Consider the following 15,652-nt stretch of genomic DNA (forward strand, 5'->3'; position numbering starts at 1 on the left):
AAGGACGGCAGGGCTCACGCACACCCCTACCTGGGCAGGTAAGGACTCGGCCTGTCGTACCAGCTGATCCGCAGGGTGTCGCGGGCGCGAGTGGCTGCGACGAACAGCAGTGACCGCGCCTTCAGTTCCTCGCGGGCGAGGCGCCGGGGGTCCGTGTCGCGGTAGCGCTGGACGACGGACGCGCGGGGGATGACGCCGCCGCGGGCACCGACGATGGCGAGCCTCTGGTAATCGAGCCCCTTGAAGCGATGCGCCCCTTGAAGCGATGCATGGTGCCGACGTGGATGTCGCCGTCTCCCTTCACGCCCTCCTTCGTGAGCTCGGCGACGGTCAGCTCGGCCTCGGTCGCCAGGTAGTACAGACCTGATCGACGGCCTCGCGGTCGGCGACGCACACCGCGACCCGGTGACCTGAGTCAGCCGAAGAGGGCAACGACCCCGTTCACCCAGATCGCAAGGAACGCGAGCGCCCCCACCAGGCAGCCGACGCCCGCCAGCACACCGCTGAACGACCACGGCTCGGAGGACCCCTCGTACTTTTCCAGGCCGTCCCGGTAGGAGGCGGGGTCGTCCCAGTCGACGGGGTGCCCCAGCTCCTCGGCGCAGGCGGTCCGCACCGCGGCCAGCTGCCCCTCCGCGAAGGCGGTGGCAGCCACCGTCTCGGGGCCGCGCCAGGCGAGGGCTTTCATCCGCCACCCGAAAGACTCGTACCGCGCTTCGAAGGCGGCGGTCTCGCCGGCATCGCGGTCCTCTTCGAGGTACATCCAGCGTCCGGCCTCGGCGGCGTCGCCGTGGAGCCGGTACACCTCGGCCAGACGCCGGCGGAGCGTCAGGTCGTACGGGAAGGACGAGACCAGACCGCGCAAGCGCTGGCGCGCGATGGGGACCCGGCCGGCAGCCAGATCCGCATCGACTCGGGCAAGGGTCTCTCTCAGGGGCATGAACGCATGATCGGGTGCCGTACTGCTCTTCGTCGACCTGGTTTTGTTGCTCGGCGTCGTCCGCGACGGGCCGCAGGTGGGCTGCTTCCGTCATCTTGAGGACGCTGACGCCGGAGAGAGGGCAGCGGGGCGGGAGGGAGTACCGCTGGAAGAGCCGCAGCGCCCGGTCAGCCGGTGGCAGCCAGTTGCTCCCGGCCTCGGAAGGCTGGCATCTAGCGGTCACGGACCATCACCGCCGACGGTGCGCGAAGCAGTATGAGGTGGTCCAATTCCCTCACTTACAAGGGGTTTCACATGCGCATACCGTTCGCGGCCAAGGCCGCTGTGGCCGCCGCACTGGCTGCCGCATCCCTGACCGTCGCCGCTCCGGCCCACGCCGGTCAGCAGGCGGCGCTCACCGAGGTCCAGTGCACCACTGACAAGGATCAGCTGAAGTTCACCAAGTTCATGGGGTGGAGCCGCTGTTTCAAGGGCGTGGGCGACCTCGACGTGGAGCCGACGTTCAACACCGAAGCGAGCTGGGTCAGCACCGGCAACCACTCGGGCTGGTTCAGCTACGAGCCCACTCCGGGTGACGTGAAGGTGCAGCACTTCGGCAAGTACCAGTCCCTGTCGGGACAGTTCTACCCGCTCCGCCACATCCACGTGGACGGCTGAGCGGGGCTGATCCTTCAGGGATGACCCGCCAGAGGTAGCCCGTCGGCTCGTCCTCGTCGCCGCCCCGGACGGCGGCGACGAGGACGACTCTCCGCCCGCTTCACCGCACCGCGGCTCCTTCCGGCCGCAGCCCACCGGGGACACCCTCGTGCGGGCCGCCATGGAAGCGCTCTCAGCACGCAATCGCCTGCGTCTATCGTGGGACACACGGATTCATGGCAGAACAGTCGCCAGATCCATCGCAGACGCACACAAAAGGAGCGCCCACCGTGTCGGAGCAGACCGTGAGGCCTCGTCCCACGCTGGAAGCCGTCGCCGCGCGCGCCGGCGTCTCCCGTGCGACGGCCTCCCGGGTCGTCAACGGAGGCGCGGGAGTGCGGCCCGCGCTGGCCGACAGGGTGCGCCGGGCGGTCGAGGAACTGGACTACGTGCCCAACCACGCGGCCCGCACCCTGGTCACCCGGCGTACCGGCGCTGTCGCCGTGATCATCGCGGAGCCCGAGTTCCGGGTGTTCGCCGATCCCTTCTTCAAGCAGCACGTACGGGGGATCAGCCGGGAACTGACCGCGCACGACGCGCAGTTGGTGCTGCTGTGGGCAGAGGGCCCCGAGGACCACGAGCGGATCGCACGCTATCTGGGGGGCGGGCACGTCGACGGCGCGCTCGCCTTCTCCCTCCACGACGACCGGCTGCCGTCCCTGATCGCCCGGACCGGAGTGCCGGCGGTGCTCGGGGGCCGACCGACGGGGAGCGAACACCTCGGCATTCCACTGGTGGACTGCGACAACCGCGGCGGTGCCCGGGACGCGGTGCGTCATCTCGTCGGCCTGGGCCGCCGGCACGTCGCGCACATCACGGGCCCCCGCGACCAGACCTCGGCGATGGACCGGATCGACGGTTACCGCGATGTCCTGGTCGACGCCGATCCGCTGCTGCTGTGCGAGGGCGATTTCACCGAGGAGAGCGGAGCCCGCGCGATGGGCGAGCTGCTGGACCGGCGTCCCGCAATCGACGCGGTCTTCGCCTCCAACGACTCGATGGCTCTGGGCGCGCTGCGCACGCTGCGCGAGCGGGGGGTGCGGGTGCCCGAGGACGTCGCGGTGGTCGGCTTCGACGACATGGCCTCCGTGGTCCGGGCCGCGGAGCCGGCGCTCACCACGGTCCGCCAGGACATCGAGGGCATGGGCCGGATCATGGTCAAGCTGCTGATGCGTCTGCTCGACGCGCCCGGCGAGGAGGTGCCCGCTTCCGTGATCACCCGGACGACGCTGGTCCGCCGGGCCTCGGCCTGACGAGCGGCGCCCGGCGCTGAGGGACGCTCCGGCCAGGGCGGCCGGGCCGGTGCCGGCGGCCGGAGCGTGCGCGTCACCGCCCTCGGCGCACGAGGCAGGAGCGGACGGCAAACGGCGGGCGCGGGGCCGGAGCCCCGCGCCCGCCGCCGTCACCTGCCGGAGGCTGCCGCGTGCGTCACTCGTAGGGAATGACCACCACGGACGTGTCACCGCCGGTGCGCAGCAGCGCGCTCCCGTTGCCGATGGCGCTCCAGACCTCCAGCCGTACCGTTCCCCCGCTCAGGTTTCCGAGGGTGCCTGTCGCGGCCTTCAGGCCACGGGTCTGGTCGTACTCCTCCCAGCCCGTGACGGGATCGGTGGCGAAGTACCGGTACGTCTCGGTCCGGTCGAAGGTGCCGTCGCCGGTGAGGTCGTAGCTGATACGCGCCTGCTGGCCGAGGCCGACGGTGGTACGGGCGTCCACCGGGAGGCGGAACGTGGTGGACGCGCCCGGCTTGAGGGTGGCGTTGACGCCCTTGACCTCGTAGACGAGGGGCTTGTTCGGGGTGCCGTCGTGGTTGCGGCCCTCGGCCGACGGGATGGTGTCGCTGACGGGCGTGCCGCCGGTGGCCGTGGTGAGGGCGCCCCCGGAGCGGAGCTGGAAGGTGTTGCCGGTGGGCGGCTCGGGGTCCGGGCCGCCGGGGCCGGTGCCGGTCCCGGTCGCGGTGGAACGCGCGGGCACGGTGAGCGTCCTGCCGTCGGAGAAGGTGACCGTGCGGGCCGTGGAACCGTGGTTGTGGGCGGCGTAGGTGCGGGCGCCGTTCTTGCTGAACACCGCGGACGTGGGCAGGTCGCCGGTCACCGAGGGGTCGGGGGCGCCGAGCGCGTCCAGGGTGGTGATCCAGTGGTAGGTGTGCGCCTTGGACTCGCCCTGCTCCGGGGTGTATCCGGCGTGGCCGGCGTCCCACTTCGCCTTCGCGCCGGCCGGGTCGGCCAGCGACTGGAACTCCCAGAGGATGTCGCGCCATTCGACGGCGGGACCTCCGTTCTCGCGCTCCATCTCCGCGATGTTGCGCCGGATCGCGTCCTTGTTCCCGGCCAGGTGCGGGGAGCCGCCCGCGGTCACGGGCAGGACGTTGATGCCGTGGATCTCCTCCGGGTTGGCGGTCCACCAGGTGGAGTACGCCCCGCCGCTGCCCCACACCATGCCGACCGTGTCGTGGGTGAAGGAGCCGGGGAAGACCTGCTGGTCGGCGTCGAACCAGTACTGGGCGATCGCCTCGCCCTCGGTGGCGAGCAGGTAGCTGCCGAGGTCGCGCAGCTCGGTGTTGCCGGTGGCCGAGCCCCACAGGACCAGCGCCGCGCTGAGGTTGGTGGACTCCGAGGAGGACTCCTGGTTGTTGCCGGCGGCGAAGCCCTGGTGGCCGGAGGCCCAGCTGTGTCCGGCGTAGACGTCGAAGCCGCGCAGGAACGGGAAGGCGCTGTCGGTGCGGCTCGGGTTGGCGGTGTCGCGGATCAGGGCCTTGACCATGCCGCCCCAGGCGGAGTCCGCGGCCCAGGAGGCGTCGTACTGGGCGACGATCGCGGCGGCGTACACGTAGTAGCCGTAGTGGAAGTGGTGGTCGTTGAGTTCGGCGTCGCTGCCGTAGGAGGCGGGGTAGCCGGTGAGGGTCTTCCAGTCCCTGTCGTACGAGAACTCGCTCGCCCCGCCCGCGGTGAACCACTCCTGCAGACGGCCCTTGAGCAGGCCGACGAGCTTGTCGCGGACCGCGGTCTCACCGATCTGGTCGGCGAGCGGCACCAGTTGGGCGAGCTTGCCCAGCGCCTTGCCGGTCCAGTAGGTGTCCGTGGCCCCGGAGAACGGGTCCGAGGAGTTGGCGACCTCGGACAGGTGGGTGCGCAGCCGGGACGTGTCGACCGCGCTGGTCCTCGGCAGCGCGGGCAGGACCGGGGCGGCCTTCTGGCGGGTGGTGAAGGAGGCGCTCTCCCGGACCTTCATGGTGCCGCGGGGGGAGACGTAGGTGTACGGGGTGAGGGTGTCGGTGGTGTTCAGCCACTGGTGGCGGTAGAGGGCCTGGAGGGTGCCGCGTTCGGTGCCCTCCTTGGCCTCGGTGGTGAGCTTGTAGGTGGCCCCGACCGTGCCGCCGGAGGTGCTCCAGTCGACCTGCGATCCGGTGACGAAGCTGAAGGCGTACGTGCGGAAGGTCGCGAGCGCGTCGGTGGAGGGCAGTACGGCGAGGGAGAAGTAGTCCTTGCCGCCGAGGCCGGCGGTGATCGTGGTGCCGGAGATGTTCCAGTCGCTGCCGGTCGGTGCGAAGAGGGCGTAGTGGTGTCCGCCGACCGTGATGCCGAGGGTGTTGCCCTGGTCGGAGAAGACGGTCGGCGTGGCCGCGGTGGTGATCTGGGCGTTGCCGCCGGAGCCCTGGGCGTAGACGAAGGGCATGCCGTGGCCGATGGTGGTCCGCAGGGTGCGGGCGCCGTCGGACCAGTACGGGGTGACCGTCCAGTCCGACCAGGCGTCGGCCTTGGTGTCGGGCGAGTTGAGCCCGCTCAGGCCGAGGGTGAGGTCGCGCTTGTGCGCGTACTCGTACTGGCGGCCCTCGCCCACGACGGCGGGGCTGGTCGGGTAGCCGACCTCCAGTCCGCCGGAGACGGCCTGGTACGTGAGCGGGTGGCCGTACATGGGCGTGGAGTACGGGTTGTCGCCGTAGCGCTGGAAGGCGAGGGAGGACCACCAGTCGTTGGTGGGTACGGGTCTGCCCTTGGCGGCCTGCGTGACCTTCGGGGTGACCGGCGCGCCGGTGTTGGTCGTGGGGCCGGTCGTGCCCGCCGGCCGGGTGTCGGAGTAACTCCCGGCTCCTACGGGGACGGTGGCGGCCGCGGCCGGGGACGCGGCCGGGCCGAGGCCCACGGCCGCCAGGGCGGCGGCCAGGACCACCGCGGCGGCCGGCCGTGATCGGGGAGTTGGCATGGGGGCACCTCGTGTCGTCGAAGGGGGACGGGCTCGTCAACGGAGGCCGCGGCAGCCGGGGTGGAGTGCCCCGGGGTGGCGGCGGAACCGTTGCGGGGAGAGTGGGGGGGAGCCGGACTGAGAGCGCTCTCAGGTGCCCGGAAAAGTAAGACTTCTGAAATCGGTTGTCAATACATCGCGCAAGGCGAGGCAGTTGTGACGGCGAGCGAGAGACTTCCCCGAGCGTCGGGGTCGTCATCCTTTCAATTCTTGGCGGGACGAACGTGGTGCACGCACACTCCTGCCACACCCTGAGAGCGCTCCTGTCCGCTCGCCCGCTGTCCCTCGCCGCTCCGGGAGGACGTGCCGACTGCGCCGGTCCCTCCGGCGGGAGCGGTCTGCCGGTCCGGTGCACCACGCGCCGGTAGTGGCCGGTCTCCAGGGGAAGGAGAAAGCCGCGGTACTACGATCAGAAGGAGCTCGACGGCAAGGTCGGGCATCGGCTGGTCGGTGAGCCGGACCCGGGTCCGGCCGGCGCCAGGGCATGCAGGTCCACTCTTGGAGGACGAACTGTGTCGACCATTGCGATCGTGGGGGCCGGGCCGCAACTCGGGTACGCCATCGGTGCGAAGTTCGCCGAGAAGGGTGGCTTCGACGTGGCGCTCGTGGCGCGACGTGAATCGCAACTCGCGGCCATGGTCGACCGGTTCCGGAACGCGGGAGTGTCGGCTGCCGCCTTCGCGGCCGACGTCACTGATCGCCCGAGTCTCGGAAAGGCGCTGGCGGCCGCAGAGGAGCACTTCGGATCCATCGACGTCCTGGAGTACTCACCTGCCCCGACGCTGTCGGACCTGGCGGACCGGCCGCTCGTCTCCGCGGTCGATCTCACCGTCGAGGCGGTTCTGCCCGAGCTCGAGACCAACTTCTTCGGCGCGGTCGCCGCTGTTCGCCAGGTGCTTCCCGGCATGATCGACCGCGGTGCCGGCACCATCATCGGTACGAGCGGTGCCGGATCGGGCCCGATGGTCGTCCCGCAGGTCGCCAACGCGAACGTCGCGAACGCCGCCATGCGCAACTGGCTCCTCGCGCTGAACGAGTCCGTCGCCGATCAAGGAGTGCACGTCGCGCATGTCGCTCTGGGCGCGCAGATCGGCAGTGGCCGGCCGAACTCGGAGCCGGACGTGATCGCCGACCTCTACTGGAAGGCCCACGTCGAGCGCGACGCCCCCGAGGTCTTCCACTACGACCTGCCCGAGGAGTTCGAGTTCCAGCTCGCCGACAAGTTCCGGGCCGACTGACTCCGGTTCGGGAGGGGAGCACGTCGCGGCACTCGGTGCTGGCGGCGTGGACGTCGTGCTGGTCCTCGCCGGCTGCGGCTCGCTGCCCGGACGCGTCGCGAGCGGCGGAGCTCCGGGAAGGCCGCGGGGGTCGCCGATGGGCTCCGCGAGGACGGGGCCGTCGCCGACTCCGTCACCGCCCAGCGCTGGCTGTGTGCCAAGGGGGCGGCACAGATCTACCAGGGGCACCTGTTCGTCGACGACCAGCTGCTGTCCGACTCGCCGCTGCGCCACCACCCGCTCAACCCGATGACGGACTCCGCCCTGGTGCGGCTGCTGTCCGCGCAGGCACGCCACCCGGTGTGCCTGATCGACCGGGCCGCCGTGCGCCGCGGTGTCGGAGCCGTGCGCGACGCGGTCGTTGCGCACCGGCAGGCTGGTGTCCGGCACATCGTCGCCGACGCCCTCACCGACGACGACCCGGCCGTACTCGGTGCCGCCACTCTCGGACTGCCGGTGGTCGCCGGTGCCGCGGGCCTCGCCGAGGGCGAACGGCTTTCGGCCACGGGGCGGCCGTGGCGAAGCCGCGCGCTGCATCGGTGCCTCTGCCGCCGGGAGAACCTCTCACCGACCTTGGAGTAGATCCGGCCCCGGCCGTGCCGGGTGCCACGGTGCGTCCGGGCGGGTGAGGCGGGCGCCGGCGGTGAGCCGCAGGGCGTACACCGGCCGTTCGCCGGGGACGGGGCCGAGGTAGGTGTGGCCGGTCATGTGGCACCAGGCGGGCAGGTCGAGCGGTGCGGCGGGGTCGGTGGCGACGACGTGGACGACGGTGCCGGGCGGCGCGCCGTCGACCTGCTTGCGCAGGCGGAGCAGGAGGGTGACGCAGAGCAGGCCGGTGCCGTCGACGGTCAGGTCGGCCTCGGGAAGCGGCGGCGCGGGCGTCATCGGCTGTTCGAGGCGGGGGCGGTCGCGAAGGCTGTGGCCGGACCCTGCGGCACGTCCAGGCCGCGCGAGGTGACCAGCCGTACGCTGCCCTCGGCCAGGCGGTAGGACAGGCCGACGACTGCCGTACGCCCGGAGGCGACCTGGTCCGCGAGTTCCCGTGAGCGGTCCAGGACGAGGTCGACGGTGTGGCGGACGTGCGTGTCGATGAAGCCGTCGTTCTCGCTCACGCCGGCGGCCCGGGCGGCCAGCACGCTGGGGGTCACCCGCTCGATCACGTCCCGTACGTAACCGGGCGGGGCGGTGCCGTTCTCCACGGCCGCGCGGGCGGCCCCGATGGCTCCGCAGGCGTCGTGGCCGAGGACCACGACCAGGGGGCAGCCCAGCACGCTCACTCCGTACTCGATGCTGCCGAGGACCTCTGATCCCACGGCGTGCCCGGCCGTCCGGACGACGAACAGGTCTCCCAGCCCCTGGTCGAAGATGATCTCGGCGGCCAGCCGGGAGTCGGAGCATCCGAGCAGTACGGCGTACGGGTGCTGGGCGGACGCCGTGTCGGCGCGGCGACCGGCGTCCTGGTTGGGGTGCCGGGGCGTGCCGTCGGTGAAGCGCTGGTTGCCTGCCAGGAGCAGGTCGAGGGCTTCGCGCGGAGTGGCGGGGGTTCCAGGGGTGACGTCGTTCATGGGCCGCAGGTTACGACCGTGTCCCGCTCACCGGCGTAGCAGGGGGGTGGACGGCATGTCGGCGCGTTCGGGTGAGGGTGGTGAGGGTGGGAACGCCGGGAGGCACGGCCACCGGGCACGCAGCACCGAGCGGAGACGGAGCCGGTGATCCCGGAGACGCCGGACCAGGCATCCGGACCAGGCATCCGGACCATGGCCGCGGTACCGGACACGGGCGGGTCCCCCAACGTCCGCCACCGAAGGCGCGACGCACGACGCCGGCCTTCTGACGCACCGCCCGCCCCGCGCTTGGTCACGCGGCGGGCGGGCGGACCTGCACTTCACCAGGCGCCGGGAGGCCGGTCCTGCGCTCCGCCAAGCGCCGGGAGGCCGGTCCTGCGCGCCGCCAGGCGGTGCGGGCCGCCGGGCTCGACGGTCAGTGACCGCCCGTGAGCTGACCCGCGAGCCGCCCGTGCATGTCGGCACTGGGCTCGTTGAGACCGGTGATGGTGACCTTCTTGCCGCGCTGGGCGTACTTCGTCTCGATGGCGTCCAGGGCCGCGACCGACGAGGCGTCCCAGATGTGGGTGCCGGACAGGTCGATGACGACGTCGTCGGGGTCGCCCTTGTAGTCGAACTGGTAGACGAGATCGTTGGAGGAGGCGAAGAAGAGTTCGCCGGTGACCGAGTAGACGACCTGCTTGCCGTCGGGGTCGACGACGCCGGACACGTTGGCCAGGTGGGCGACCCGCTTGGCGAAGATGATCATCGCGGCGACGGAGCCGACGACGACGCCGATGGCCAGGTTCTCGGTGGCGACCACGACGATCACGGTGGCCACCATGACGACGGTCTCGCCCAGCGGCATGCGCTTGAGGGTCCTGGGCTGGATGGAGTGCCAGTCGAAGGTGCCGACCGACACCATGACCATGACGGCGACGAGTGCGGCCATGGGGATGTCGGAGACGACCGGGCCGAAGACGATGCACAGCACCATCAGGAAGGAGCCGGCCAGGAAGGTGGACAGGCGGGTACGGGCCCCGGACACCTTCACGTTGATCATCGTCTGGCCGATCATGGCGCAGCCGCCCATGCCCCCGAAGAACCCGGTGACGATGTTGGCGATGCCCTGGCCGACGGACTCCCGGGTCTTGTTGGAGCGCGTGTCGGTGATGTCGTCCACGAGCTTGGCCGTCATCAGGGACTCCATCAGGCCCACCAGCGCCATGGCGAGGGCGTAGGGCGCGATGGTGGTCAGGGTGTCCATGGTGAACGGGACGTCCGGCAGCCCCGGAACGGGCAGGGAGGACGGCAGCTCGCCCTTGTCACCCACCGTGGGGACCGCGATGCCGGCCGCGACGGTGATCACGGTGAGCACGACGATGGAGACCAGCGGCGCCGGGACCACCTTGGTGACCTTCGGGAAGAACACCATGAGAGCCAGGCCGCCGATGAGGAGCGGGTAGACCGCCCAGGGGACGTCGTGCATCTCCGGCACCTGGGCCATGAAGATCATGACGGCCAGGGCGTTGACGAAGCCGACCATGACCGAGCGGGGCACGAACCGCATCAGCTTGGCCACCCCGAGGGCGCCGAGGATCACCTGGAAGACACCGGCCAGGATGACGGCGGCGACCAGGTAGCCCAGCCCGTACTCCTGGTTCAGGGGGGCGATGACCAGGGCGACCGCGCCGGTGGCGGCGGAGATCATCGCCTTGCGGCCGCCGACGACCGAGATGACGACCGCCATGGTGAAGGAGGCGAAGAGTCCGATGCTGGGGTCGACTCCGGCGATGATCGAGAAGGAGATCGCCTCGGGGATGAGCGCGAGGGCCACGACCAGGCCGGCCAGCACCTCGGTGCGCAGGACCTTCGGGGAGGCAAGCCAGTCGGGCTTGGACATGCGGAGCCTGGGAGCTGCGGACAGCGGTGAGGACATGCAACCGTTCCTGTTCGGGCGCAGGCGTCCGTTGCCGCTGGACACACGCGCAGGGTGTACGTGATTCCACGAAGGTGCGGAATCCCCCCGGCAGCCCGGCCGCCTCGGCGGGGGCTTGCCGGACGGGGCGGCAACCCTCTGGTCGCCGGTCGGGCATCATTGCCTGGAAGTCTTCGGTGCCGTCACAGGCTCCGTCGGGGCCCGCACTGCGGCGATCGTGCCCCTACCGTGCAGGGAGCGGCGGAGGCGAGCACGTCCGCAACTCTACCCTGACGTAAAGGCAGAGTGCGAGTTGCGGCTTGTGAAGCGCAGGTAAACAGCACATGGGGTCCTGTGACTGTTCTCACCTGGACTGGCGCACTTGACGGTTTCGAATCAGGCGGACGACAGAGGGAGATGGCTCAGCGATGACGGAACACCGGCAGATGCAGATCGGCGAGGTGGCCGAGCGGACCGGTTTGTCGTTGCGCACCATCCGTCATTACGAAGAAGTCGGCCTGGTTATTCCCTCGGCCCGCAGCAAGGGCGGCTTCCGGCTGTACACGGCGGCGGACGTCGACCGGCTGATGGTGATCCGCCGCATGAAGCCGCTCGACTTCTCCCTGGAGGAGATGCGCGACCTGCTGGACATCACCGACCGGCTCGCCGCGTCCGACGACGCCCCCACCGGCGAGGAGCGGGAGCGGCTGCGGGAGCGGCTGGATTCCTACCGGGAGGTGGCCGACGCACGCTGCGAGACGCTCCGCGCCCGCCTGGCGATGGCCGAGGACTTCGCCGCCACGCTCCGGCAGCGGCTCGAACACTGAGCCCGGTCCGGCGGCAGACTCCCCGGCCGTGGCGGACACCAGCGAGGTGCCCGCGCCGTCGAGCGTGGGCACGGTTCCCCCCACACACACGGCCCCGGACCTGACGCCGAGACGACCTCGGCCCGCACCGGGCCGGCGGGCCGAACGAGGGGCCGACGCGGCCTGCCTGCCCGGGGAGTCGGGCAGGCCGACCAGCGACCGGCGCCCGGATGCGCCTCCCGGTGAGCCCCACCCCGTTCGCCTGTTCCGCGGGCGCGGGCGGACCTCGGTCCGTCCGCCCCCGGCCGCGCAGAAGCGGAACCGGTCCCCGCGCGGCCCCTCACGCCGTCGAACCGCCACGTCGTCGCCGCGCGGCCCCCTCACGCCCTCGAACCGCCGCGTCGTCTCCGCACGTCCGCCGCGGCCGGTCCGGCGGTCCGGCGGTCCGGCGGTCCGGATCTCCCCTGACGCCCCACCCGGGCGCGCGGACGCAGAGACGGCTCTGGCCGAAATCAGCCCTTCGACCGCCGGACGCGCCGGCCCGCGTGGGCACGCCGCTTGCTCCGCACCGGCGGGACGCCGGAGGAGAACCGGTGCCGTGAGCGGCCCCCGGCCGGTTCGGGAGCGTATTTCGGCCTTTCCCGGCGAGGCCGCCCGGAGCACACTCCCCGCCCGCCTCAACGACCCTATACTTCTACACACTTGTAGAAGCAGGCTTCGGGTGAGACCCGGGCCGCGCACCCCTGGAGACGACACACATGGCTTCGATCGATCTGGACAAGGTGCTGGACAAGGCGTGGGCGGACAAGAGCCTGACGGAGGTACTCGCCGCCCCGGTGGCAGCGCTGAAGGGCGTCTCCGACCGCGACGGCGAGCTGCTCCAGGAGGCGTTCGGAGTCAAGACCGTAGCCGACCTCGCCGAACTGAAGTACGCCCGCTGGGCGCAGGCGCTGGCCGCTCTCGAAGCGGCCAAGTAGCCCACCAGCGGGCAACCGTGGCGCCGTTCGCCCCTGTCGGCCGAGTGGCGGCACCACCCTCACGGAACATCACGCACGTACAAGGAGTGGACGCCACGATGGTGTTCAAACGACTTCTCGGCTCGCTCGGCGTGGGCGCACCCACGGTCGACACGCTGCTCGACCCGGCTCCCGTCCTGCCCGGCGGCACGCTCACCGGACAAGTACACCTCAAGGGCGGCCAGGCCGACTTCGACATCGAGCACGTCGCGCTCGAGCTCGTGGCACGGGTCGAGGCCGAACACGAGGACGGGGAGAGCGAGGGCGTCGTCGTCTTCGACCGGTTCATCGTCGGCGGCGGTTTCCGGCTCGCCGCGGAGGAACCGCGCAGTGTGCCCTTCGGCGTCACACTGCCCTGGGAGACGCCGGTCACCGAGCTGCACGGGCAGCCACTGGGCATCGTGCTCGGCGTGCGCACCGAACTGGCCGTCGCCGGCGCCCGGGACAAGGGCGATCTCGACCAGCTCACCGTCGCGGCCCTCCCGGCCCAGGAGGCGATCCTGGAGGCCTTCGGACAGCTCGGCTTCGGCTTCAAGTCCGCCGATCTCGAGTACGGGCGCATCGGCGGCACCGGGCAACAGCTGCCCTTCTACCAGGAGATCGAGCTCACCCCGGCCCCCCAGTACGCCCACCAGGTCAACGAGATCGAGCTGACCTTCCTCGCCGGCCCCGGCGGGCTGGAAGTGGTCCTGGAGGCGGACAAGCGCGGCGGCATCCTCTCCCCCGGGCACGACGCGCTCACGCGCTTCGCCGTCGGCCATCACGAGGACCGTGACTGGAACGCCTCCGTGGACGGCTGGGTCCGCCGGCTCGTCGAGCACCGGGCCGCATACGGTCACCAGGCCGTGTACGGCCACGACGCCTCGTACACCGACCACGGACACGGCGGATTCGGCGGACACGACGGACACGGCGACCACCGCCACGAGGACCGTCACCGTTCCGGTCCCGGCATGGGCACGGCCGTCGCGGCGGGCGCGGCCGGCCTCGCGGTCGGTGTCGTGGGCGGCATGGTCGCCGCGGAGGTCGTCGACGAGGTGGGGGACTTCTTCGAAGGCGACGAGGAAGGCGAGGACTGAGCGGTAAGGGCCTGTACGTGGAGGGGCCGGAGGCACGAACGCCACCTGTCCCTCCCGGGGGACCCCGCCCGCTGCGGAAGTCCGCGGCTGCCCCACCGGCACCGCCCATCACCGGCGATCGGGGTCGACAGGGCGCGACGACGCACCACGGCGGGCCCCCGGGGCCGTCGCCCGCTCGATGCCCAGCACGCTCCGGCTGCAGCGCCCACCGCGTGCGCGCCATCCGCCCCGTACATCCGATTCACGTTCTTCATACTTCGTACGGAATTCATGTCGAACCGATACGAATTCGGGATGGGGTAAGTATCACAGAATTCGTTCACTCGACTGCCACGCATCCGACGGAGTAGGCGGACGTTACTTCGGATATGAGCGAGGAAAACGGGGAACTGGTGACGCTTGGCCCGTACGTCTACAGGCCTGGCAGGAACCACTGTCCGTCACCGAGCGACGGAACTCTGACCAGAGGCGGGCTCCCCGTTCCACTCAGGGTGACCGAGCCCGTGCTGCAGCGCTTCCTGGACGTCATGACCGAGCTGGAGACCGGCCTCGCCGAGCGGTGGGGACGGTCCCAGGGGTCCCTGACGTACTCCGGGGCGGAGTGACCCGCGCGCCGTGTACGAGGAACAGACACACCAGCACACGCCCTACGGCGAGGGCCCGTTCCGTTCGACCGGCGGCGGCCGGCACCGGGCGCCGGACGAATCCTCCCAGCGGAACTCCCAGGAAACCCTGGTCCCGCCGGAACCCGGCTGGGACCCGGCCGAAGAGCTCGCTTTCCTGCTCCAGGACGCGATGGGACAGCAGACCATCGCCCCGCCCGGGACGACGGACACGTCGGCGATCGCTCCCGCGCCCGGTACACCGCTGAGCAATCTGCAGGAAATCACGGCGGAACTGCCACCGTTGAGAGACTCCCCCGCCAGTCACCGCAAGGTCCGCAAACCGAAGGTGAGCCGGCTGCGCGCCGCGAGCCTCTTCGTCGCGGCGCTCGCCGCGGTCATCGCGGCCTCCGTGAGCCTGTTCGGCGGCATGGTGGCCTACGAACCGCTGCGCCTGGCCGCCGCGACCCGCACCCGCGGCAGCGTCGTGTCGTGGTGGCCGCTGCTGGTCTACGGGCCCTGGCTGGTGGCGTCCCTGGCCGTCCTGCGTTCCGCGCTGCACCAGCGCCGCGCGGTCCACTCCTGGGCCGTGGTCCTGCTGTTCTCGTCCATCGCGATGATGCTGTGCATCGCCCAGGCGCCCAGAACCCTCAGCGACGGTGCGGCCGCGGCCCTGCCGGGACTGGCCTCGCTGGTCTGCTTCCAGCAGATCGTCCGTCAGATCACGCTCACCCGTCCGCCCCGGCGTGCGGTGCCGCGGCACCGGCAACGCCCCACGCCCCCGCCGGGCATCGAACCGGCGGGCACGGCGGCTCCGGATCCGTTGTCGCTGCCACAGCAGCGGCGGTACCCGCAGCGCCCGTCACGGCCGGGCCCCGGGCCCCGGAAACGGACCTGACCGGGCAAGCGGCCGGGCGGCGTGAAGCGGGAGTCGTCCGGCGGCCTCGCACCGGCACGGCCTCGCACCGCGTCGGTGCGGGGCCGTGCCGGTGCGGAGCCGTGCGGGGGCAGCCTCAGCCCTGGACCAGCGTCACGTCCTGTCCCTGCCGTGCGAGGAGGCTGGGGAGAGGCAGAGTGCCCAGGGGCCGCAGTTCCAGCAGGGTGGCCTCGACGCGGGCCGCGCCGGGCTTCAGGGCGTTCACGGGGGTCGTGTCCCTGTTGACCCAGCGGTGCTCCAGGCCGTCGCACACCGCGAAACTGCCGCCGATGCCGTACCGGACGGACGGGTCGCCCTGGCTCACGGAGGAGGCGACGAAGACGGGGCCGGTCGCGGCGGTGCAGCGGTAGGTACCGGAGAGGGTGACGGTGCCGTCCGCGGCGAGGCGGCCGGTCGGGTCGACCGTCACCGACTTCGTGACGTGACGGGCGTCGCGGGGGGCCGTCGTCGCGTCGTGGGGAGCCGCCGTCGCGGCGGGGGCGGCCGGCAGGAGCAGGGCGGCGCCGACGGCGGTGGCGAGGGCTAGGGATCGTACGGGCATGGGGGGACCTCCCGGTTGTTCGGAATGGGAGGTTCCACTGGTACCGGGCGGACG

At 71.4% G+C, this 15,652-nt stretch carries 14 protein-coding genes; 8 read left to right on the plus strand and 6 right to left on the minus strand.

Translation table 11 applies throughout. The features are described from left to right. Nucleotides 1-415: 415 nt before the first annotated feature. Complete coding sequence (locus ACZ7G3_RS11980) at nucleotides 416-940, minus strand: DUF6584 family protein (protein WP_470925031.1); 525 nt, start codon at nucleotides 938-940, stop codon at nucleotides 416-418. 294 nt (nucleotides 941-1,234) lie between these two features. Here ACZ7G3_RS11980 and ACZ7G3_RS11985 point away from each other — a divergent pair, with 294 nt between their 5' ends. Next, nucleotides 1,235-1,597, plus strand: a complete 363-nt coding sequence (locus ACZ7G3_RS11985; RefSeq protein ID WP_426597999.1) for a hypothetical protein — start codon at nucleotides 1,235-1,237, stop codon at nucleotides 1,595-1,597. Nucleotides 1,598-1,866: 269 nt separating this feature from the next. Then, nucleotides 1,867-2,889, plus strand: a complete 1,023-nt coding sequence (locus ACZ7G3_RS11990) for a LacI family DNA-binding transcriptional regulator (protein ID WP_470925033.1) — start codon at nucleotides 1,867-1,869, stop codon at nucleotides 2,887-2,889. Between the two features lie 175 nt (nucleotides 2,890-3,064). Here ACZ7G3_RS11990 and ACZ7G3_RS11995 read toward each other — a convergent pair whose 3' ends face one another. Next, nucleotides 3,065-5,839 carry a glycosyl hydrolase gene (locus ACZ7G3_RS11995; RefSeq protein ID WP_470925035.1) on the minus strand — a complete coding sequence of 925 codons (2,775 nt, stop codon included), beginning with the start codon at nucleotides 5,837-5,839 and terminating at the stop codon, nucleotides 3,065-3,067. Between the two features lie 551 nt (nucleotides 5,840-6,390). Here ACZ7G3_RS11995 and ACZ7G3_RS12000 point away from each other — a divergent pair. Beyond that, nucleotides 6,391-7,116 carry an SDR family NAD(P)-dependent oxidoreductase gene (locus tag ACZ7G3_RS12000; protein ID WP_470925037.1) on the plus strand — a complete coding sequence of 242 codons (726 nt, stop codon included), beginning with the start codon at nucleotides 6,391-6,393 and terminating at the stop codon, nucleotides 7,114-7,116. Between the two features lie 213 nt (nucleotides 7,117-7,329). After that, a complete protein-coding gene (locus tag ACZ7G3_RS12005; protein WP_470925420.1) occupies nucleotides 7,330-7,737 on the plus strand; it encodes a four-carbon acid sugar kinase family protein in 408 nt (135 codons plus the stop codon). Here ACZ7G3_RS12005 and ACZ7G3_RS12010 read toward each other — a convergent pair. From ACZ7G3_RS12010 to ACZ7G3_RS12020, 3 genes are all read right to left on the minus strand, one after another. Further along, nucleotides 7,720-8,040 carry a sulfurtransferase TusA family protein gene (locus tag ACZ7G3_RS12010; RefSeq protein WP_426597995.1) on the minus strand — a complete coding sequence of 107 codons (321 nt, stop codon included), beginning with the start codon at nucleotides 8,038-8,040 and terminating at the stop codon, nucleotides 7,720-7,722. The genes ACZ7G3_RS12005 and ACZ7G3_RS12010 overlap by 18 nt on opposite strands. Continuing rightward, nucleotides 8,037-8,720, minus strand: a complete 684-nt coding sequence (locus ACZ7G3_RS12015; RefSeq protein ID WP_470925039.1) for a carbonic anhydrase — start codon at nucleotides 8,718-8,720, stop codon at nucleotides 8,037-8,039. Before ACZ7G3_RS12015 ends, ACZ7G3_RS12010 begins: the two co-directional genes overlap by 4 nt. Before the next feature lie 415 nt (nucleotides 8,721-9,135). Continuing rightward, nucleotides 9,136-10,638 (minus strand): SulP family inorganic anion transporter, encoded by a 1,503-nt coding sequence (locus ACZ7G3_RS12020; protein ID WP_470925041.1) that lies wholly within the window; start codon nucleotides 10,636-10,638, stop codon nucleotides 9,136-9,138. 407 nt (nucleotides 10,639-11,045) lie between these two features. Between ACZ7G3_RS12020 and ACZ7G3_RS12025 the strand changes: the two genes are divergently transcribed. The 4 genes from ACZ7G3_RS12025 to ACZ7G3_RS12040 all read left to right on the plus strand — a co-directional run bounded on the left by ACZ7G3_RS12025 (nucleotide 11,046) and on the right by ACZ7G3_RS12040 (nucleotide 15,018). Beyond that, the gene (locus ACZ7G3_RS12025; protein WP_470925043.1) at nucleotides 11,046-11,444 is read left to right on the plus strand and encodes a MerR family transcriptional regulator; all 399 of its coding nucleotides are present in this window, start codon (nucleotides 11,046-11,048) and stop codon (nucleotides 11,442-11,444) included. A gap of 737 nt (nucleotides 11,445-12,181) precedes the next feature. Next, nucleotides 12,182-12,400, plus strand: a complete 219-nt coding sequence (locus tag ACZ7G3_RS12030; RefSeq protein ID WP_426597991.1) for a hypothetical protein — start codon at nucleotides 12,182-12,184, stop codon at nucleotides 12,398-12,400. Nucleotides 12,401-12,498: 98 nt separating this feature from the next. Then, nucleotides 12,499-13,518: a sporulation protein gene (locus tag ACZ7G3_RS12035; protein ID WP_470925046.1), complete on the plus strand. Its 1,020-nt coding sequence runs from the start codon at nucleotides 12,499-12,501 to the stop codon at nucleotides 13,516-13,518. A 615-nt stretch (nucleotides 13,519-14,133) separates the two neighbouring features. Continuing rightward, the gene (locus tag ACZ7G3_RS12040) at nucleotides 14,134-15,018 is read left to right on the plus strand and encodes a DUF2637 domain-containing protein (RefSeq protein WP_470925048.1); all 885 of its coding nucleotides are present in this window, start codon (nucleotides 14,134-14,136) and stop codon (nucleotides 15,016-15,018) included. Between the two features lie 115 nt (nucleotides 15,019-15,133). On the opposite strand, the gene ACZ7G3_RS12045 is transcribed toward ACZ7G3_RS12040, so the two are convergent. Beyond that, nucleotides 15,134-15,598, minus strand: coding sequence for a DUF6299 family protein (locus ACZ7G3_RS12045; RefSeq protein WP_470925050.1), 465 nt, complete (start codon nucleotides 15,596-15,598; stop codon nucleotides 15,134-15,136). Nucleotides 15,599-15,652 lie beyond the last annotated feature (54 nt).

Source organism: Streptomyces sp. NPDC037271 (genome assembly GCF_055603605.1).

Bases quoted from the DNA above. Each gene is read 5' to 3' on its own strand.
- ACZ7G3_RS12035 (WP_470925046.1), top strand. From the start codon at position 12,499: ATGGTGTTCAAACGACTTCTCGGCTCGCTCGGCGTGGGCGCACCCACG.
- ACZ7G3_RS12020 (WP_470925041.1), bottom strand. From the start codon at position 10,638: ATGTCCTCACCGCTGTCCGCAGCTCCCAGGCTCCGCATGTCCAAGCCC.
- ACZ7G3_RS12015 (WP_470925039.1), bottom strand. From the start codon at position 8,720: ATGAACGACGTCACCCCTGGAACCCCCGCCACTCCGCGCGAAGCCCTC.
- ACZ7G3_RS12025 (WP_470925043.1), top strand. From the start codon at position 11,046: ATGACGGAACACCGGCAGATGCAGATCGGCGAGGTGGCCGAGCGGACC.
- ACZ7G3_RS12010 (WP_426597995.1), bottom strand. From the start codon at position 8,040: ATGACGCCCGCGCCGCCGCTTCCCGAGGCCGACCTGACCGTCGACGGC.
- ACZ7G3_RS11985 (WP_426597999.1), top strand. From the start codon at position 1,235: ATGCGCATACCGTTCGCGGCCAAGGCCGCTGTGGCCGCCGCACTGGCT.
- ACZ7G3_RS11995 (WP_470925035.1), bottom strand. From the start codon at position 5,839: ATGCCAACTCCCCGATCACGGCCGGCCGCCGCGGTGGTCCTGGCCGCC.
- ACZ7G3_RS12030 (WP_426597991.1), top strand. From the start codon at position 12,182: ATGGCTTCGATCGATCTGGACAAGGTGCTGGACAAGGCGTGGGCGGAC.
- ACZ7G3_RS11980 (WP_470925031.1), bottom strand. From the start codon at position 940: ATGCCCCTGAGAGAGACCCTTGCCCGAGTCGATGCGGATCTGGCTGCC.
- ACZ7G3_RS12045 (WP_470925050.1), bottom strand. From the start codon at position 15,598: ATGCCCGTACGATCCCTAGCCCTCGCCACCGCCGTCGGCGCCGCCCTG.